Annotated in this window: 15 protein-coding genes; 11 read left to right on the plus strand and 4 right to left on the minus strand. The window is 74.2% G+C overall.

Annotated features, from left to right (window positions below; all coding sequences use genetic code 11):
• Positions 1-186: 186 nt before the first annotated feature.
• Entirely contained in the window at positions 187-4,146 is a 3,960-nt protein-coding gene (locus tag EF879_RS13290; RefSeq protein WP_123558217.1) for a carboxypeptidase regulatory-like domain-containing protein, read from the plus strand.
• 618 nt (positions 4,147-4,764) lie between these two features.
• A complete protein-coding gene (locus tag EF879_RS13300) occupies positions 4,765-6,384 on the plus strand; it encodes an acetolactate synthase (RefSeq protein WP_123558219.1) in 1,620 nt (539 codons plus the stop codon).
• Positions 6,385-6,460: 76 nt separating this feature from the next.
• On the opposite strand, the gene EF879_RS13305 is transcribed toward EF879_RS13300, so the two are convergent.
• The 4 genes from EF879_RS13305 to EF879_RS13320 all read right to left on the minus strand — a co-directional run bounded on the left by EF879_RS13305 (position 6,461) and on the right by EF879_RS13320 (position 9,658).
• Positions 6,461-8,071 (minus strand): DUF6020 family protein, encoded by a 1,611-nt coding sequence (locus EF879_RS13305; RefSeq protein ID WP_123558221.1) that lies wholly within the window; start codon positions 8,069-8,071, stop codon positions 6,461-6,463.
• Between the two features lie 362 nt (positions 8,072-8,433).
• The gene (locus EF879_RS13310) at positions 8,434-8,835 is read right to left on the minus strand and encodes a PLD nuclease N-terminal domain-containing protein (RefSeq protein ID WP_123558223.1); all 402 of its coding nucleotides are present in this window, start codon (positions 8,833-8,835) and stop codon (positions 8,434-8,436) included.
• Positions 8,836-8,862: 27 nt separating this feature from the next.
• Positions 8,863-9,210 carry a DUF202 domain-containing protein gene (locus tag EF879_RS13315; RefSeq protein WP_123558225.1) on the minus strand — a complete coding sequence of 116 codons (348 nt, stop codon included), beginning with the start codon at positions 9,208-9,210 and terminating at the stop codon, positions 8,863-8,865.
• 55 nt (positions 9,211-9,265) lie between these two features.
• On the minus strand, positions 9,266-9,658 hold the full coding sequence (locus EF879_RS13320) for a YidH family protein (RefSeq protein ID WP_123558500.1): 393 nt from the start codon (positions 9,656-9,658) through the stop codon (positions 9,266-9,268).
• Positions 9,659-9,699: 41 nt separating this feature from the next.
• Between EF879_RS13320 and EF879_RS13325 the strand changes: the two genes are divergently transcribed.
• The 9 genes from EF879_RS13325 to ligA all read left to right on the plus strand — a co-directional run bounded on the left by EF879_RS13325 (position 9,700) and on the right by ligA (position 19,616).
• Positions 9,700-10,518, plus strand: a complete 819-nt coding sequence (locus EF879_RS13325) for a GNAT family N-acetyltransferase (protein WP_123558227.1) — start codon at positions 9,700-9,702, stop codon at positions 10,516-10,518.
• Positions 10,518-10,916 carry a hypothetical protein gene (locus tag EF879_RS13330; RefSeq protein ID WP_123558502.1) on the plus strand — a complete coding sequence of 133 codons (399 nt, stop codon included), beginning with the start codon at positions 10,518-10,520 and terminating at the stop codon, positions 10,914-10,916. Before EF879_RS13325 ends, EF879_RS13330 begins: the two co-directional genes overlap by 1 nt.
• 397 nt (positions 10,917-11,313) lie before the next feature.
• Positions 11,314-12,093 carry an electron transfer flavoprotein subunit beta/FixA family protein gene (locus EF879_RS13335; RefSeq protein WP_123558229.1) on the plus strand — a complete coding sequence of 260 codons (780 nt, stop codon included), beginning with the start codon at positions 11,314-11,316 and terminating at the stop codon, positions 12,091-12,093.
• Between the two features lie 30 nt (positions 12,094-12,123).
• Positions 12,124-13,083 carry an electron transfer flavoprotein subunit alpha/FixB family protein gene (locus EF879_RS13340; RefSeq protein WP_123558231.1) on the plus strand — a complete coding sequence of 320 codons (960 nt, stop codon included), beginning with the start codon at positions 12,124-12,126 and terminating at the stop codon, positions 13,081-13,083.
• Between the two features lie 239 nt (positions 13,084-13,322).
• Positions 13,323-14,501 (plus strand): cysteine desulfurase family protein, encoded by a 1,179-nt coding sequence (locus tag EF879_RS13345; RefSeq protein WP_123558233.1) that lies wholly within the window; start codon positions 13,323-13,325, stop codon positions 14,499-14,501.
• Between the two features lie 57 nt (positions 14,502-14,558).
• Positions 14,559-15,686, plus strand: a complete 1,128-nt coding sequence (mnmA, locus tag EF879_RS13350) for a tRNA 2-thiouridine(34) synthase MnmA (RefSeq protein ID WP_123558235.1) — start codon at positions 14,559-14,561, stop codon at positions 15,684-15,686.
• A gap of 208 nt (positions 15,687-15,894) precedes the next feature.
• Positions 15,895-16,902, plus strand: a complete 1,008-nt coding sequence (locus EF879_RS13355; RefSeq protein ID WP_123558504.1) for a methionine synthase — start codon at positions 15,895-15,897, stop codon at positions 16,900-16,902.
• Positions 16,903-16,939: 37 nt separating this feature from the next.
• A complete protein-coding gene (locus EF879_RS13360) occupies positions 16,940-17,314 on the plus strand; it encodes a VOC family protein (protein ID WP_199736358.1) in 375 nt (124 codons plus the stop codon).
• A 169-nt stretch (positions 17,315-17,483) separates the two neighbouring features.
• A complete protein-coding gene (gene ligA / locus EF879_RS13365; protein ID WP_123558236.1) occupies positions 17,484-19,616 on the plus strand; it encodes an NAD-dependent DNA ligase LigA in 2,133 nt (710 codons plus the stop codon).
• Positions 19,617-19,658: the final 42 nt, after the last annotated feature.

Below are 19,658 nucleotides of genomic sequence, written 5' to 3' on the forward strand. Positions count from 1 at the left end.
CGGCCGGGTAGCCGGGCTTCGGCTCCGAGTCGGGAACCGGCCAACTGTCCGGAACATGAACGCCCTGGGACATTGTCCGGCTGATGATCAGGCTGACAAGATCATCCGTCGGTGCGCCCCGTCCGGGCCCCATCGACGCGGTCGGGCAGCGGGCCACCTGCCGGGAGCCCACCGAAGGAGTCATGGATGGCCGAGCCCTTACGACCGGGACGGGTCCGCCGGGCCCTGCACCGGAGCAGACTTGTCGCCGCCGCCGCGCTCGCCCTGTTGATCGCCGGTCCGGCGGTGTTCGCGCCGCCGGCGCTGGCGAGTCCGGCGGAGTCACCCGCCGCCCCACCGGCGAGCTGGCAGCGGCTCGGCTACCAGCCGGCCGGGTGCAACACCAGCACCCCGGGCACCGCGGCGGATGGCACCCCGCTGGCCCGCTGCTACGCGCTCGGCCTCGCCGCCGAGTCTGGCCGGTTGCGCCAGCAGGCCGCGGCGCCCCCGCCGACCGCGCTGGGACCCGCCGACATCCAGGCGGCGTACCGCCTGCCGGACGGCGGCGAGGGCCGGACGGTGGCCGTCGTGGTCGCGTTCGGCTACGCCGCGGCCGAGGCCGACCTGGCGGTGTTCCGGGCCCACTACGGGTTGCCGCCGTGCACCTCCGCCAACGGCTGCTTCCGGAAGGTGGACCAGCGGGGCGGCACGGACTACCCGCGCGAGGACCCGGGCTGGTCGATCGAGGCGGCGCTCGACCTGGACGCGGTCTCCGCCGCCTGCCCGAAGTGCAACATCCTGCTCGTCCAGGCCGATGACAACTCCATGGCCAACCTCGGCGCCGCGGTCGACACGGCGGCCCGGCTGGGCGCGACGGCGATCTCCAACTCCTACGGCGTGGCCGGGGAGTACCGCTGGCAGTCCCGCTACAACGCCCACTACGACCACCCGGGGATCGCGGTCACGGTCGCCAGCGGCGACGTCGGCTACGTGCAGAGCTACCCGGCGACCATCCCGAACGTGGTGGCCGTCGGCGGTACCCGGCTGACCCGGGACTCCTCGGCCCGCGGCTGGACCGAGACGGCCTGGTCGGAGGCGGGCAGCGGCTGCTCGTTCTTCGAGCCCCGGCCGGCGTACCAGGCCGAGCTGGACACCGGCTGCCCGGACACCCGGGCCACCGCCGACATCTCCGCGGTGGCCGACCCGGAGACCGGACTGGCCGTCTACAACACCTCCGGCCAGGACGGCTGGGCGCAGTACGGCGGCACGTCGCTGGCCGCCCCGCTGGTCGCGGCGATGTACGCGCTGGCCGGCACCCCGCTGCCGGGCAGCTACCCGGTGACCTACCCGTACCGCGCGGACAAGCGCGGCCACCTCTTCGACATCACCGAGGGCAGCAACGGGTGGTGTGACACCGTGCTGTGCACCGCCGGCCCCGGCTGGGACGGGCCGACCGGCGTCGGCTCCCCCAACGGGGTCGCCGCGCTGACCCTCGGCGAGTTCGGGCAGCTCGACGGCACCGTCTCCGGCACCAAGGGTGCCGGCCCGCTCGCCGGGGCGACGGTCACCGCCACCGACCGCGCGGGCGGGACGTTCCAGGCCGTGACCGACGCGGCCGGCCGGTACCAGCTGGCGTTGCCGGTGGGCGACTACCAGCTCACCGCCACCGCGTTCGGCTTCCGCGAGCAGACCCGCGCCATCACCGTCGGCGTCCGGGACAGCGCCTCGTACGCCTTCCAGCTCCCCTCGGTGCCGAGCCGCCGCCTCACCGGTACGGTCCGGGACGGCTCCGGGCAGGGCTGGCCGGTGTACGCGTCGATCCTCATCGACGGCTACCCGCACGGTCCGGTGTACACCGACCCGTTCACCGGCCGCTACCAGGTCGATCTGCCGACCGGTGCCGAGTACACGCTGCGGGTGTCCCCGGTGGACATGCCCGGCTACGTCACCAGCACGACGACGGTGGCCGTCGAGGCGCGCAAGCCCGGCCAGCCGCGCGAGGTGCGGCACGACGTGTCGCTCGCCGTCGACGCTAAGTCCTGCACCGCCCCCGGGTACACCAACCGGTACCGCGGGGTCAGCACCGACTTCACCGGTTGGGGCGACGCCGCCCGGGACGGCTGGCGGGTGACCGACGACGCCGGTTCCGGCCGGACCTGGCGGTTCGACGACCCCGGGGCCAAGGGCAACCTGACCGGCGGTAGCGGCGACTTCGCGATCGTCGACGGCTGGTACCGCCCCGGCGTGCAGGACACCAGCCTGATCAGCCCGCCGGTGGACCTCGGCGACGAGCAGGACCCGGTGATCGGGTTCGACACGCACTACTCGGCCTGGGACGAGCAGACCGCGGACGTCCTGCTCAGCCTGGACGACGGCGACACCTGGACGAGCGTCTGGCACGCCTCGACGCAGGATGTCCAGGGGCGGATCGAGATCCCCATCCCGCAGGCGGCTGGCCAGGACGGGGTGCTGGTCCGGTTCCGCTACCAGGGCGAGTACGACGACTGGTGGCAGCTGGACAACGTGTACGTGGGTAACCGGTCGTGCGTCCCGGTGCCCGGTGGACTGGTCGCCGGCCGGGTGCGGGACGACAACACCGGCGACGGGCTGACCGGCGCGACGGTGACCGCCAGCGGATCGGCCGCCGCCGCCACCAGCCAGGCCACGCCGCAGGACACCCGGCTCGCGGACGGCTTCTACTGGCTCTTCGCGCCGGGCACCGGCTCGGTCGAGCTGACCGCGACCGCTCCGCACTACGCGGACAGCACCGCGAGGGTGCGCATCGAGCCCGGCGGCGTGGTACGGCGGGACTGGCGGCTGGCGGCCGGCCGGCTGCGGGTCGGCCCGGCAGAGCTGTCGTTCGCCACCCGGCCCGGCGGGACCGGCCGCCGGACGGTGCGGCTGCGCAATGACGGCGACCAGCCGCTGCGGGTCCGCCTCGTCGAGCAGGACCGCGGCTACACGTCGGCCGACGGCCGCCCCCGGCCGAACGGGCCGGGAGCGCCGCTGATCCGCGTGGCCCAGGAGACCTCGGTCGCCGCCGGCGCGGCGTCCGGCGGGGCCCGCCCGGCGCCTACCGCCGCGCCCGCCGCCGGTGCCGCCACCGCCTGGACCCAACTGCCCGAGTACCCGCTGATCATCATGGACAACCTGGTGGCCGACCAGGACGGCACGGTGTACTCGGTGGCCGGCACCGGGATCGAGGGCATCACGGCCCAGGGGTACGCCTACGACGAGCGCACCGGGGCCTGGCGGCGGATCGCCGACCTGCCCGAGCCGCGTCAGGCGCCGATCGGCGCGTTCGTCAACGGCCGGCTGCTGGCGGTGGGCGGCTGGGACGACGCGGGCGCCACCACCTCCACCACGTACTCCTACGACCCGCAGAGTGACCGTTGGTCCCGCCGGGCCGATCTGCCCGCTCCGGTGAGCGCGGGCGCGGCGGCCTCGGTCGACGGCCGGCTGTACGTGGTCGCCGGGTGTACGACGGGCGAGTGCGCACCGGCGTCCACCGCGACGTACCGCTACGACCCGGGCGCCGACACCTGGACGCGGCTCGCCGACTACCCACAGGCGGTGGCCTTCCTCGGCTGCGCGGCGGCCGGCGACGGTCTGGTCTGCGCGGGTGGGGTCGACCCGGCCACCGGGGAGGTGAGCAGCGCCACCTACCGGTACTTCGCCGACGCGGACACCTGGGTGCGGATGGCGGACCTGCCGTTCCGGTCCTGGGGCATGGCCTACGCCGACGCCGGTGGCAAGTTCCAGGTGATCGGCGGGGTGGTCAACGATTCGGTGAGCAACCAGGCGGCCGAGTACGACCCGGCGACCAACGTCTGGTCGGCCCTGCCGAACGCGGCCAACGCCCTCTACCGGGGTGGTGCCGCGTGCGGCCTCTACCAGATCGGCGGCTCGGCGTACTCGTTCAACGCCACGCCGCTGGCCCAGCGGCTGCCCGGGTACGACGACTGCCTGCGCGGGTCGGCGGTGTCGTGGCTGTCGGTGAGCCGCACCGGTGAGCTGACGCTGCCGCCCGGCCGGTCGATCACGATCACCGTCTCGGTCGCCGCTCCGGCCGCCGCGTCACCCGGTGAGTACGCCGCCCGGCTGGCCTTCGTGACGGACACCCCGTACCAGGTCGAGCCGATGCCGGTGACGATGCGGGTCCGCTAGCCCGCCCCGCCTCGCGCCCGCCCGGTGGCACCGCGCGCCGGGCGGGCGCGACGCGTTGCGCGGGCCGCCCGCGCTCGACCCGTGCCGGGCACCCACCTCAGGCGGTACCGGCGGTCGGCGCCGCTTCAGGTGGAGCGCTCGTAGCGTTCGGCGTACCGGCTCGCCGAACATCCGCCGGAAGTCCCGGACGATGTGTGGCTGGTCGGCATGGCCGAGCTCGGCCGCCAGCTCGGCCCAGTCGACCGGTTCGCCCCGGGCGAGTCGCTGGCCCACCTCGTGCAGTCGGTACCGGCGGATCACCCACTTCGACCGGCACGTCGACCGGACCGGGCGGGTCACGATGGAACACCTCGCGTGCGTCGACCGTCCGGTCGGATGGTCGGGACGGGAGCACCCAGGATCGGCCGAAAGCCCGCCGGCCGGAAGGCCACCCCGAACAGGTCGGTCCCGGTCAGCGAGAACGTCGTCGCGGCCTGGAGCCAGCCCGCCGCGTCGGCGCTGGACCACCTACTCGGCCTCACCGGGCCGGATCCCGGCCGGCCGCGCTGACCTTCTACCGGCCGGTAATCTCACAGCGATCACCGTTGTGGATGTCGGCACGGCAGGACGGGAGCGGCGATGGCAGACCGGATCGAGGGACACGGCGGCGACCTCGCCCTCGCGGCGGTGCGCGCGTACGGCGTGCGGGAGATGTTCACCCTCTCTGGCGGTCACGTGTTCCCGCTCTACGACGCGGCGCACCGTAGCGGGTTCCCCATCTACGACGTCCGGCACGAGCAGTCCGCCGTCTTCGCCGCCGAGGCGGTCGCCAAGCTACAGCGCCGGCCGGGGCTCGCGGTCCTCACCGCGGGGCCCGGGGTCACCAACGGCGTCTCCGGGCTGACCAGTGCGTACTTCAACGCGTCCCCGGTGCTGGTGCTCGGCGGCCGGGCGCCCGCCTTCCGCTGGGGGGCGGGGAGCCTCCAGGAGCTCGACCACGTCCCGCTGGTCGCCCCGGTGACCAAGCACGCCGCCACCGTCCTCGCCCCCGACGACATCGCCACCGCGGTCGCCGGTGCCCTCGACACCGCACTCACCCCGCACCGGGGTCCGGTCTTCCTCGATCTCCCCCTGGAGGTGGTCTTCTCCACCGGCGAGGCGGCGCCGCCGACGCCGACCGTACCGCTGATCGAGCCGGATCCGGACGAGGTCGCCACCGCGGTCGGGCTGATCGCGCGGGCGCGGCGTCCGGTCATCGTCGCCGGCTCCGACGTGTACGCCGCGGACGCGGTCGAGGCGCTGCGTGCCGCCGCCGAGGCGCTGCGGGTGCCGGTCTTCACCAACGGGATGGGGCGGGGCGCGTTGCCACCCGGCCACCCGCTGCACTTCGCCAGGGCCCGCCGGGCCGCGCTCAGCGGGGCGGACGTGGTGGCGGTCATCGGCACGCCGCTCGACTTCCGGCTCAACTTCGGCGACTTCGGCGACGCCACGGTGGTGCACGTGGTCGACGCCCCGAGTCAGCGGGCCCAGCACGTGCAGCCGGCGGTCAGCCCCGCCGGCGACCTGCGGTCGATCCTCACCGCGTTCGCGGACCACTCCGGCGACCGGGCCGACCACGAGTCCTGGATCGCCGACCTGCGGACCGCCGAGGACGCCGCCCGGGCCAGGGACGCCGAGGCGATGGTGGCCGAGACCGACCCGATCAAGCCGGCCCGGGTCTACGGCGAGCTGCGCCGGATCCTCGCCCCGGACGCGGTCACCATCGGCGACGGCGGCGACTTCGTCTCGTACGCCGGCCGCTACCTCGAACCGGTTCAGCCCGGCACCTGGCTCGACCCCGGCCCGTACGGATGCCTCGGCACCGGCATGGGGTACGCGATGGGAGCCCGGGTCACCTACCCGGACCGGCAGGTCTGTGTGCTGATGGGGGACGGGGCCGCCGGGTTCTCCCTGATGGACGTCGAGTCGCTGGTACGGCAGAAGCTGCCCGTGGTGATCGTGGTCGGCAACAATGGCATCTGGGGCCTGGAGAAGCACCCGATGCGCGCCATGTACGGCTACGACGTCGCCGCCGACCTGCAACCGGAGCTGCGCTACGACCAGGTGGTGGCCGCGCTCGGCGGGGCGGGGGAGACGGTGGCGAAGGCGGCGGAGCTGGGGCCGGCACTGGAGCGGGCCTTCGCCGCGGGGGTACCGTACCTGGTCAATGTCCTGACCGACCCGGCCGACGCGTACCCGCGGTCGTCCACTCTGGCCTGACCGACCCGGCGGCGCGGGTGGGCGGCTCCGATCCCACACCGTCGGTGCGGCTCCGATTCCACACCGGCGGCGTGGCTCACCGCCCGGGGCCGAAGCGGTCCGGTGCCCAGAACCACTCCTCCGAGGCGCCGGCGTCGTCGTCCGCACCGGAGATGGTGACGTCGCTGACCTGGAGCGGAGGCGGTTCGGCGCCGTCCGGTGGCGGTGCGGTGAGCACGGAGCGGGGCCGGGGCGGACCGGCGGCGAGGAGCGGCAGCAGCAGGACCCCGAGGACGAGCGGGGCGGCCATGTAGCGGGCGGCCTGGGCGTTGTTGACCGCCAGGACCGAGAGCTGGTTGCCCAGGCTCAGCGCGGCGAGGACGAGCAGTGCCCGTTCCCGACGTCGCCAGGCCAGCAGCCCGACGACCAGGTACGCCAGGTAGGCCCAGGTGGCGCCGCGCCAGAGCAACCACTCGGGCCCGCTGACCCGACGGGTCAGGGCGTCCGCGAGCGACCCGGCCCGTTCGCTGACCGGCTGGCTGAACGCGACGGCCCGGACCCGGTCGTCCGCGAACCGCGGATCGTGGTCGAGGTAGATCGGCAGGGCCCAGGCGGTCGGGGTGCGGCTCAGCACCCCGGCCGGGGTGGGCCGCCAGGCGATCGAGGCCCGGCACCAGCGGGCCTTCAGGACGGTCATCGGCGCGCGTCGGGCCAGTCGCCACCAGGCGGCGAGGAGGTCGGCCCGCCGGGCGGCCGCCGCCCGGCGGTCGAAGTCGGCGTGGTGGACGGTGGGGTCGACGGTGTAGCAGTTGGCCGAGGAGCGCCAGTGCGCCAGCGGTGCCACCGTGGCCAGCAGCGCCGTCTCCTCGGCCGGGAAGTCCTGCGGGTCGGCGGCGTACCCGACCGCGAGGTCGGCGAGGAAGGTCTCGACCGCCACGATCGGGTCGCTGTCCCGAACCCCGACCGCGGGCAGCAGGGCCCAGTTGGCCAGCAGGGCCACCGTCGTCGCCACCATCCCGGCCAGCAGTATCCGTAGCGCGGTCCGCCGGACCAGCAGCGCGACCACGGCGACGACCGCCGCGACCAGGAACCCGTTCTGGCGGAACAGGCAGATCAGGGTCAGCGCGGCGACCACGGCAGCGAGCAGCGCCCGGGGAAACGCCGGGTGTCCGCCCGCCCGACGCCACGCGACCAGCCGGGCCAGCGTGCCGAGCAGGAAGACGTGGCAGATGACGTACGGCACGTCCGTCCAGACGCAGAGCACGAAGGAGCCGACCGGCGGCAGCAGGACGACCGCGACGGCGGCGGCGCCCCAGCACCAGGCCGGGCCGCCGATCCGACGCAGCCCGGTGACGGCGTACGTCAACCCGGCGGCCAGCGCGCAGGCCTGGGCCAGGGTCAGCGCCCCGACCCCGCCGGTGAGCTGGATCGACAGCCAGACCAGCCCGGTGTAGGCGACCGGGTGGTGGCTGTTCCAGTTCCCGGTGGTCGCCTGCCAGACGTGGTCGAGCGAGTCCGGGCTGAACAGCCCCGGATACCTGGCGGCCCACCAGACGACCAGCACGGCCTGCGTCAGGACGAAGGTGGTGCCGCCGAGTGGGGGCCGCCGCCGGTGCCGACGCCGCGCCGGCCCGTCCAGCGGGTCGGTGTGGCGGTCCGGCGACGCCTCGGCCAGGTGGACCGGTCCGGCGACCACCTCGTGCGTCATTGCACCCCTCTCCCTCGCTTCCCCGGCGCACACGCCGGACGGCACTGTGAGGGGTGCACTGCTGGGCCATGGTATGGCCGCGGGACAGCGGCGGTCGGTGGAATGTCCGACTCCCGCCGAATCCGGGCCGGCCGGCCCCATCCGGCCTGGACCGTCAGCCGGCCGTTCGGCGCCGCTCGGCCGGGGCGGCGCCGCGTCAGCCCGGTGGGTCAGGGGTGGGCGGCCGGCAGGTCGCGGGGGACCGGGTCAGTCGCGGGGGAGACCGTGTCGTCAGTCATCCGCGCCGAGGGGTGGGGCGAGCGCGGTCCGACCACGGCGCCGGCCGGGGTGGAAGGGGGGCCGCGCCGGCGGGCGGTCTCGGCTCAGCTCTCCGGCTTGTCCGGCTCCCGGGGTGGCTCGCCGGCCTCCCGGCGCCGCAGCTCCTCCTCCCGGCGCCGCAGGTCCCGTTCCCACCGCTCGAACATCTCCCGGTCCTGCCGCGCCCGGCGCTCGTCCAGCGAGCGCAGGAACTCGGGGTCGTCGTCCGGGGCGAGGGGCCGGCGGTTGCGCCCGCCCAGGCCGGTGGAGGTACCGGCGGCGGGGAGCGGACGTCCGGCGGCGAACCAGACGATCGACCCGACGAGGGGGAAGAAGAGGATGATCAACACCCAGGCGATCCGGGGGAGCGCCCGAATCTCGTCCTCCTCGGCGGAGAGGCAGCTGATCAGGGCGACCACGGCCAGGATGAGTTGCCCGATGGCGAGGAGCGCATAGAGGCGGACCATGTGGCCATGATGACGTACCCGATTGGCTCAGCGCATCGGCGCCAGGACCAGCAGCACGCCGAGTACGGCGAAGCCGGCCGAGACCAGGGCGGCCAGCGGTAGGGCGAGCCGGTGGGCACCGGACGCCCCGGGGCCGGACCGGGGCGCCGACCCCGCGTACCGGGGAAAGGTCGCCACCAGGACGGCGAGCCAGCCGAGTCCGGTCAGCGCGGCGAGCACCGTGCCGGCGGTGCCCCGGGTGAGCGCCAGCCGGGTGGCGAGCACCGCGACCACGCTGACCGCGAGGACCGTCCGCCGCCAGGCCAGGCGGGTACGCTCCCGGGCCAGCCCGGGGTCCCGGACCGGCCCCTCCCGGTCGGCGGCGCGGCCCGTCATGACCGCTGTCGGCCGGCGTTCCGGGCCGGCCGGTCCCGATCCCCGGTCCGGCGGGTCACGACTGCCGGACCGCCTGGACCAGCACCGCCACCACGAGCAGGACGGCGCCGAGCCCGACCAGCAGGGCGAGCAGCGCCGGGAACCGGGAGGCGGGCAGCTCCCGGCCGAGCCGGATGGCACGTTCGGCCCGGGCCCAGTGGTCCACGGCGCGGATCGCCACCGCCCCGCCGAGCAGTAGCAACGCGATGGCGAGCACCTCGCGCAGGTGCCGTACGGGCAGTGGGGGCAGGAACTGCGCGACGGCGAGCCCACCGCCGACCAGCGCCAGCCCGGTACGCAACCAGGCCAGGAATGTTCGTTCGTTGGCGAGCGAGAACCGGTAGTCCGGAGTCTCGCCGATCTCGCGGAGTTCGTGCGGATCGAACCACCGCCGGATCGCCTCGAACACGATCACGATTATCCGGTGGGCCTCGGCCTTAGCCTGGTCAGGTGAGCGATCTCGACGTCGACGTGCTCCGTACCGCCTACGACGCCCAGCTGCGGGCCCGGCCGCCGGAGCCGGTTCCCGAGGGCGTGACGGTGGAGCGCGATGGTCCGCTGCTGCGGATCCAGGGGCTCGGCCGGGGCGGCTTCGTCACCTACCGCGACCTGGACGGGGTGCGGGGGACGGAGCTGGACGAGCTGATCGTCCGGCAGCGCGACCACTTCGCCGCGCGGGGCGAGCAGGTCGAGTGGAAGCTGCACGGCCACGACGAGCCCGCCGACCTGCCCGAGCGGCTGCGGGCCGCCGGCTTCGTCCCGGAGGAGCGGGAGACGGTCATGATCGGGCCGGTCGGACCGCTGGCGGCCACCCTCCCGGTCCTGCCCGAGGGCGTACGGCTGCGCGAGGTGACCGCCCGGGCGGACCTGGACCGCATCGGCGAGCTGACGTCGGTGATCTGGGGCGGCGACGGCGACTGGCTGGCGGAGGGGCTGGCCCGGGAGATCGCCGCCGGTGCCGCCCTGGACCAGCCGCCGCTCACCGTGGTGGTCGCCGAGACCGACGCGGGCGAGCTGGTCAGTGCCGCCTGGGTCCGCTACGTCCCCGGGACCCGGTTCGCCACCCTCTGGGGCGGCGCGACCCTGCCGCGGTGGCGCCGCCGCGGCATCTACCGGGCGCTGGTCGCCTACCGGGCCCGGCTGGCCGAGGTACGCGGCTTTCCACTGTTGCAGGTGGACGCCTCCGACGACAGCCGGCCGATTCTGCAACGGCTCGGGTTCGTCCCGGTCACCACCACGACCCCGTACGTCTACACTCCGAAGCCGTGATCGAACCGCTGACCGACGAGGAGCAGGCGATCCTGAAACGGGCCGCCTTCGGCGCGGTCCTGCTGGTGTCCAATGCCGAGCCGGGCGCGTTCTCCATGATCAAGGAGAGCATCGCGGCGTCGAACACGTTCGCCGGCACCACCGGACTGGTCCGGGAGTCGCTGACCACCGGCGCGTTGCCGCACTTCCCGGCCGGGACCGACGTGCCGGCGGCGGTGCTGCCGGCGCTGCGCCGCGCGATGGAGATCCTCCGGTCCAAGGCACCGGACGAGGCGGCCCGGTACCGGTCGGCGGTGTTGGACGCCGCCGAGGAGGTGGCCCGGGCGCACGACGGGGTCAGCCCGAACGAGGCGGCGATGATCGACGGCATCCGGGCCGCCCTCGACTCCGCCGCCTGAGCGTCGGCTCGCGCCCGAGGTCGCGACGACCGCGCCCGCGTCGCGCCGGGTGGCCGTGCCGGCGCCTCCGTCTCCCGGCGGCCGCGCCCGGCGCCTCGGCCGCGTGATGGATCGCGGGACCGATGGGCTCGTCGAGGTCGAATCGGTGTTGTTCGATGGGTGGAGTCCCGTCGGGTGGGCCCCAGGTGAGCCGGGTCACTCCGGCGAGGTCCGGAGCCCTATGCTACTTGTGGGTAACATTGCCGTCACGGGGGCAACTCCCCGCCTCCCGGGCGCGGCTGGTCGTCCGTTGCGGCTGACCGATCGTTAAGGTAGGCGGGAGGTGCCCGGACCGAACCGGGCGGGCAGCGTCGCAGGCGGCGGGATCGCCAACAACAGGAGGGGTCGTCGAAGCGCGATGAACATCGTCGTACTCGTCAAGCAGGTGCCCGATTCGAGCATGGACCGCAGCCTGCGCAGTGACGACAACACCGTCGACCGGGGGTCGGCAAGCAACGTCATCAACGAGATGGACGAGTACGCCATCGAGGAGGCGTTGCGCGTCAAGGAGGCGCACGGCGGTGAGGTGACGGTCCTGACGATGGGACCGAGCCAGGCCACCGAGTCGATTCGCAAGGCGTTGCAGCTCGGCGCCGACAAGGCCGTACACGTCCTCGACGACGCGTTGGCGGGCTCCTGCGCGGTGGCCACCTCCCGGGTGCTCGCCGCGGCTCTCGGGCAGCTCAACCCCGACCTGGTCCTCTGCGGGGCCGAGTCGACGGACGGCCGGGTGCAGGTGATGCCGCACATGCTGGCCGAACGGCTCGGCATCGCCGCGCTGACCGGCGCCCGCAAGCTCACCGTCGACGGCAGCACCCTGACGGTGGAACGGCAGACCGAGGAGGGGTACGAGGTGGTGACCGCGAGTACGCCGGCCATCGTCTCGGTCTGGGACACCATCAACCAGGTTCGCCTCGCCTCGTTCAAGGGCATCATGGCCGCCAAGAAGAAGCCGGTGCAGACCCTCTCCCTTGCCGACCTCGGAGTGCCGGCGGAGGAGGTCGGCACCGCCGGGGCGACCAGCGAGGTCGTCTCCCACCGGCGCCGCCCGCCGCGTTCGGTGGGGCAGCGGATCACCGACGACGGCACCGGCGGCGTCAGGCTGGTCGAGTTCCTCGCCGCCGAGAAGTTCGTCTGAGCGGGCCCGAGAGACAGGAGAGGATTGGCCATGGCTGAGGTACTCGTCGTCGTCGAAGCCACCCGGGAGCTCGGCGTCAAGAAGGTCACGCTCGAACTGCTCACCCTCGCCCGCCAGCTCGGCAGCCCGTCCGCCGTGGTGCTCGGCGGTCCCGGCGCCGCCGACCGGCTCGGCGCCCAGCTCGGCGAGTACGGCGCGGAGAAGATCTACGCGGCGGAGCACGAGGATATCGACGGCTACCTGGTGGCGCCGAAGGCGACCGTGCTGGCCGACCTGGTCCGGCGGGTGCAGCCGGCCGCGGTGCTGCTGGCGTCCAGCCAGGAGGGGAAGGAGATCGCCGGCCGGCTGGCGGTCAAACTGGACAACGGCCTGCTCACCGACGTGTCCGAGCTGGCACCGGACGGCACCGCGACCCAGGTCGTCTTCGCCGGCTCGACCATCGTCACCTCGCGGGTCACCCGGGGGCTGCCGCTGGTGACCGTGCGGTCGAACTCGGTCACACCCGCCCCGGCCCCGGCCACCCCGACCGTCGAGCGGCTCGACGTCGTTCTCGGCGAGGCGGACAAGCTGGCCCGGGTGCTCGACCGGGTGGCCGAGCAGAAGGGGAGCCGCCCGGAGCTGACCGAGGCGTCGGTGGTGGTCTCCGGCGGGCGTGGCGTCGGCAGCGCGGACAACTTCAAGCTGGTCGAGGAGCTGGCCGACCTGCTCGGCGGCGCGGTCGGCGCCTCCCGGGCCGCGGTCGACTCCGGCTTCTACCCCCACCAGTACCAGGTGGGGCAGACCGGCAAGACCGTCTCGCCGCAGCTCTACATCGCCCTGGGCATCTCGGGCGCGATCCAGCACCGCGCCGGGATGCAGACCTCGAAGACGATCGTCGCGGTCAACAAGGACCCCGAGGCGCCGATCTTCGAACTCGCCGACTTCGGTGTGGTGGGCGACCTGTTCAAGGTCGTACCGCAGGCCGTCGAGGAGATCCGCAAGCGCCGGTGACGCCGGCGAACCAGCCGGACGGCGGCCGGGCCACGCTCTCGGGGCGGCCCGGCCGCCGCCGTCTTCGGCGGCCGTCCGTTGGTGCCGTGTGCGGCGATCGTCCGTCCGTGCTGTATTCGGCGGTCGTCCGGTCGCCGCCGGCCGGTCGGGGCGGGTTTCCCGGTCCGGCCGGACCGCCGCGGTGGCCGGAGCCGGCAGGCCGCGCGGATCCGTCCGCTGTCGTGACTAGGCTGGACCCGATGAACTATCTGGACCACGCGGCGACGACTCCGATGCTCGACGAGGCGTTGGAGGCGTACGTCGCGACCGCGCGCGAGGTCGGCAACCCGTCGTCGCTCCACGCCGCCGGCCGCCTGGCCCGGCGCCGGGTCGAGGAGTCCCGGGAGCGGGTGGCCGCCGCGTTGGGCGCCCGGCCGTCCGAGGTCGTCTTCACCGGCGGCGGCACCGAGAGCGACAACCTCGCGGTCAAGGGCATCTTCTGGGCCCGACGGGCCGCCGACCCGGGCCGGGCCCGGGTGGTGGCGAGCGCGATCGAACACCACGCGGTGCTCGACCCGGTCGAGTGGCTGGTACGCCACGAGGGCGCCTCGGCGAGCTGGCTGCCGGTCGACGGCGCGGGCCGGCTCACCCCGGAGACGCTGGCCGCCGTTCTCGACGAGCACGCCGCCGAGGTGGCCCTGATCTCGGTGATGTGGGCCAACAACGAGGTCGGTACGGTCCAGCCGATCGCCGAGCTCGCCGAGGTCGCCGCGGCGTACGGCATCCCGTTCCACACCGACGCGGTGCAGGCCGTCGGCCAGGTGCCCGTCGACTTCGCCGCCAGCGGCGTGTCGGCGCTCACCGTGACCGGGCACAAGCTCGGCGGACCGATCGGGGTGGGTGCCCTGTTGCTCAGCCGCGACGTGACCGCCACGCCCGTCCTGCACGGCGGCGGCCAGGAGCGTGACGTCCGGTCCGGCACCCTGGACGCGCCCGGGATCGTCGCCTTCGCGGTCGCGGTCGAGGCCGCGGTCAAGACCCAACAGGAGTACGCCGCCCGGGTCGGCGCGCTCCGCGACGACCTGGTTGCCCGGGTCCGGCAGGCGGTGCCGGAGGCGATCTACAACGGCGACCCGGACAACCGACTGCCCGGCAACGCCCACTTCTCCTTCCCCGGCTGCGAGGGCGACGCCCTGCTTCTCCTTCTCGACGCGCAGGGCATCGCCTGCTCGACCGGGTCGGCCTGCTCCGCCGGGGTGGCCCAGCCCTCGCACGTGCTGCTGGCGATGGGGGCGGACGACGACAGGGCCCGCTCCTCGCTGCGCTTCTCCCTCGGCCACACCTCGACCGCCGAGGACGTCGACGCCCTGATCGCCGCCCTGCCCGGAGCCGTCGAGCGGGCCCGCCGGGCGGGCGCGATCCGATCCGCGCGCGCCTGACGGCGGCCGGAACACCGCTGGTCGGGGCGGCTAGGCTCGGAGGGTGGAGGTGGACCGGTGAAGGTGTTGGCAGCCATGTCCGGCGGCGTGGACTCGGCGGTCGCCGCGGCGCGGGCGGTGGAGGCCGGGCACGACGTGACGGGTGTGCACCTCGCGCTGGCCCGGAACCCGCAGACCTACCGGACCGGGGCCCGGGGCTGCTGCACGCTGGAGGACTCCCGGGACGCCCGGCGGGCCGCCGACGTGATCGGGATCCCGTTCTACGTCTGGGACCTGGCCGATCGGTTCCACGCCGACGTGGTGGAGGACTTCGTCGCCGAGTACGCGGCGGGCCGTACCCCGAATCCCTGTCTGCGCTGCAACGAGAAGATCAAGTTCGCCGCGGTGCTGGACCGGGCGGTCGCCCTCGGGTTCGACGCGGTGGTCACCGGCCACCACGCCCGCCTCGGCCCCGACGGGCTGCTGCGGCGTAGCGTCGACACGGCCAAGGACCAGTCGTACGTGCTGGCGGTGCTGACCCGGGAGCAGCTCGACCGGTCGATCTTCCCGCTCGGCGACTCGACCAAGGCCGAGGTGCGCGCCGAGGCGGCCCGGCGCGGTCTGGCGGTGGCTGACAAGCCGGACTCGCACGACATCTGCTTCATCGCCGACGGCGACACCCGGCGCTTCCTCGCCGAGCGGCTCGGCGAGGCCCCGGGGGACATCGTCGACGCCCAGACCGGGGCGGTGGTCGGCACCCACCGCGGGGCGTACGCCTACACGGTCGGCCAACGCAGGGGGCTGTCGCTCGGCGTGCCCGCGCCGGACGGCCGGCCGCGGTACGTCCTGTCGATCACGCCGAAGACCAACACCGTCACCGTCGGCCCCGCCGAGGCGCTGGAGGTCTCCACCGTGTACGCGGAGCGCCCGGTCTGGACCGGAGGTCCGACGCCGACCGGCCCCGTCGAGTGCCTGGTGCAGCTCCGGGCGCACGGCCAGGTGGTGCCGGCGACCGTCCGGCTCGACGGCGGCTCGTTCCGGGCCGACCTGCACCAGCCGGTCCGCGGGGTCGCCGCCGGCCAGGCCATCGTGGCCTACCGGCCCGACCCGGGCGGCGACATCGTGCTCGGTTCGGCCACCATCAGCGGCACCGCCACGCCGCTCCGCTCGCCGGTCGCCGCCGGCGCGGCCTCGCCCGGGGCCTGACACACACCCGGCTTCGATACCGGTCGGCTCGAGCACCGTCATCCCGGGACGCAGCTCGGGGCCGGTGCCGGGAGCGCCCGTGAGCCCGGCGTCGCGTGGCGGTCGCCGGCCGGACCCGTACGCGGGTCGGGTCCGGCGCCCGCACTAGCCTTTCCGGGTGACCGATCAGCAGGTGGCCGATCAGCAGCGGGTGCGTGGGGAGCAGCGGATGGTCGACGAGCGGCGTTGGCCGTGGCCGGCCGGGGCGGCGACCGGTATCGGGTCGATGCCCGGCGACGACGTGGCCGAGGCCCAGCGGATCGTGCTGGGCGAACTGGGCGTGCCACACCTGCCCGAGCTGCCCGGTCGTGGGCCGGGCGCCGACCTCGTGGGCCGGAGCGCCGCCCTGCTGGTCGACCTCCCGGTCGAGCTGTACGCCGCCCGCTGGCGGATCGCGCGCCGCCCGGGGCGGGATCGCCGCCGCGCCCTCGACCTGCTGGAGCGCGACCTGGACCAGATGACCGAGCAGGCCGGCGGGCTGCCCGGCACGTTCAAGATCCAGGCGGCGGGGCCGCTCACCCTGGCGGCCGGGATCGAGCTGCCGCTCGGCGGGAGGATGCTCCGCGATCCGGGGGCGGTCCGGGATCTCGCCGAGTCGCTCGCCGAGGGGCTGCGGGAGCACGTGGCGCAGGTACGCCGCCGGCTGCCCCGGGCCGAGGTCCTGCTGCAACTCGACGAACCCTCCCTGCCGGCCGTGCTGGCCGGGCGGATCCCGACCGAGAGCGGGCTCGGGACGTACCGGCCGGTCGACACGGGTACCGCCACGGCGCTGCTCCGCACGGTCATCGCCGCCGCGGGGGTGCCGGTCGTGGTGCACTGTTGCGCGCCGGACGTACCGCTGGAGCTGGTCCGCTCTGCCGGCGCGGTCGGGGTCGCGCTCGACCTGGCCCAGGTCGGCGAGCGGCTCGACCCGCTCGGTGAGGCGATCGACGCCGGGCTCGGGCTCCTCGCCGGTGCCGCGCCGGCGCTACCGCCGCCGTCCGGGCGCGCACCGTCGTCGGCCCAGGTGGCCGACCGGGTACGCCAGCTCTGGGACCGGCTCAGCTTCCCCAGGGCCGGGCTCGCCGAGCAGGTGGTGGTGACTCCCGCCTGCGGCCTGGCCGGCGCCACCGACGCGTACGCCCGGGCGGTGTTGGCCGCCTGCCGGGAGGCCGGCCGCCGGCTCGCCGAGAATTGACTTTCTGTTGTCGTACCCGCCGGGCAGGATCGGGCGCATGATCGGACAACTGCGCAGTGTGGTGATCGACTGTCCGGACACCCGGGCCCTGGCCACCTTCTACTCCGAGCTGCTCGGCCTGCCCATCACGTACGACGGCGGTGACGAGGACGACGGCTGGATCGTGCTCGGCGGAGGGCCCGGCGAGCATCCTCGGCTGGCCTTCCAGCGGGCACCCGGCCTGCAGGAGCCGCGCTGGCCCGACCCGAACCGGCCGCAGCAGTTCCACCTCGACGTCACCGTCGACGACATCGAGGCGGCCGAGGCCAAGGTGCTGAGGCTCGGTGCCACCCGGCTGCCGGGCGGTGGCCCCGGCTTCCGGGTCTACGCCGACCCGGCCGGGCACCCGTTCTGTCTCTGCTGGGACGAGTGACCCGCCCCTGGCGGGCGGGTGACCGTCGCGGGCCCGGTCCCCGGCCGGCCACCCGAGCCTGCCCGCGATCCGGTCACCACGGCGACGCGGGGCCGCCCATCCCGGTCCGGTGTGTCCGCGGGCGCGACCCCGCTACGGTTTGGGAGAAGCGTGATCGCGGAGGTCAACGGTGTCCGAGGACGTCATTCCACAGCAGGTCAGCCCCGAGGAGGAGGCCGCGGCCGGCGAGGAGCCACCGGCCGCGGTGCGGGAACGGCACAACGCGCTGAGCGTCGAGATCACCGACCACCAGTACCGCTACTACGTCCTGGACGCCCCGACGATCTCGGACGCCGACTTCGACCGGCTGATGCGCGAGTTGGAGGCGCTGGAGGAGCGCTATCCGGCGTTGCGTACCCCGGACTCGCCCACCCAACGGGTGGGTGGGACCTTCTCCACCCTCTTCACCCCCGTACCGCACGCCGAGCGGATGCTGTCGCTGGACAACGCCTTCACCCAGGACGAGCTGGCGGCCTGGGTGGAGCGGGTGGAGCGGGACGCGGGCGGCCCGGTCAGCTACCTCTGCGAGCCGAAGGTCGACGGGCTGGCGATCAACCTCACGTACGAGCGCGGCCGGCTGGTCCGGGCGGCGACCCGCGGTGACGGCCGGATCGGTGAGGACGTCACCGCCAACGTCCGGACCATCCGCGAGGTGCCGGAGCGGTTGACCGAGGGCCCCGAGACGGCGCCGGAGCTGTTGGAGGTCCGGGGCGAGATCTACTTCCCGGTCGAGGCCTTCGCCGATCTGAACGCGAGCCTGGTCGAGCAGGGCAAGGCGCCGTTCGCGAACCCGCGCAACGCGGCCGCCGGTAGCCTGCGGCAGAAGGATCCGCGAATCACGGCCAGCCGTCCGCTGCGCATGGTCGTCCACGGGTTGGGGGCCCGTGACGGGTTCCGGCCCACGACGCAGTCGGAGGCGTACGCGACGCTGCGCGCGTGGGGGCTGCCCACCAGCGACCGCTGGCGGGTGGTGCCGGACCTCGACGGCATCCGGGAGTACATCGACTACTACGCCGCGCACCGGCACGACGTCGAGCACGAGATCGACGGCGTGGTGATCAAGGTCGATCCGGTGGCGATCCAGGGCCGGCTGGGTTCCACCAGCCGGGCGCCCCGGTGGGCGATCGCCTTCAAGTACCCGCCGGAGGAGGTCACCACGAAGCTGCTCGACATCGACGTCAACGTGGGGCGGACCGGCCGGGTGACGCCGTTCGCGGTGCTCGAGCCGGTCCGGGTGGCCGGTTCGACGGTGGCCCTGGCGACCCTGCACAACGCCCGGGAGGTCGCCCGCAAGGGCGTGTTGATCGGCGACACCGTGGTGGTCCGCAAGGCCGGTGACGTGATCCCGGAGGTGCTCGGCCCGGTGATGGAGCTGCGCCCGGCCGACGCCCGCCCGTTCGAGATGCCGACCCGCTGCCCCGCCTGCGGTACGGCGCTGGCCCCGGCCAAGGAGAGCGACGTCGACATCCGTTGCCCGAACTCCCGGACCTGCCCGGCCCAGGTACGCGAGCGGATCATCCACCTCGGCAGCCGGGACGGGCTCGACGTCGAGATCCTCGGGGAGAAGGCGACCGCCGCGCTGCTGGATTCGGGCGTCATCGCCGACGAGGGGGATCTCTTCACGCTCGACGAACGGCGGCTCGCCGAGGTGCCCTTCTTCGTCAAGAAGGACGGCACGCTGAGCACGAACGCCGGGAAGTTCCTCCAGAGTCTCGCCGAGGCGAAGCAGCGACCGCTCTGGCGGGTGCTGGTGGCGCTCTCGATCCGGCACGTCGGTCCGACCGCGGCCCAGGCGCTGGCCCGGGAGTTCGGCTCGATGGCGGCGATCGAGGCGGCCAGCGAGGAGGAGCTGTCGGCGGTGGAGGGGGTCGGACCGACGATCGCGGCCAGCCTGCGGGAGTGGCTTGCCGTCGACTGGCATCGCGAGGTGCTGCGGAAGTGGGCCGCCGCGGGGGTACGGATGGCCGAGGAACGGGTCGAGTCCGGGCCCCGCCCCCTGGAGGGGGTGACGGTCGTGGTGACCGGCACCCTGACGGCGTACTCCCGGGACCGGGCGGCTGAGGAGGTGCAGGCCCGGGGCGGGAGGGTGACCGGGTCGGTGTCGAAGAAGACCGACTTTGTCGTGGTCGGCGAGAACCCCGGATCCAAAGCGGAGAAGGCGGTGGCGTTGCGAGTGCCTATCCTCGATGAGGAAGGCTTCCAGGTCCTGCTGACGGAGGGGCCGGAGGCGGCGCGCAGGGTGGCTGTCAGTAACGATTCGTAATTGATATATATGCTCTGAGTTAGCAGGGCGCAGCGCGTGAGA

Origin of the sequence: Micromonospora sp. HM5-17, assembly GCF_003762835.1 — a bacterium.
Lineage (GTDB): Bacteria > Actinomycetota > Actinomycetes > Mycobacteriales > Micromonosporaceae > Plantactinospora.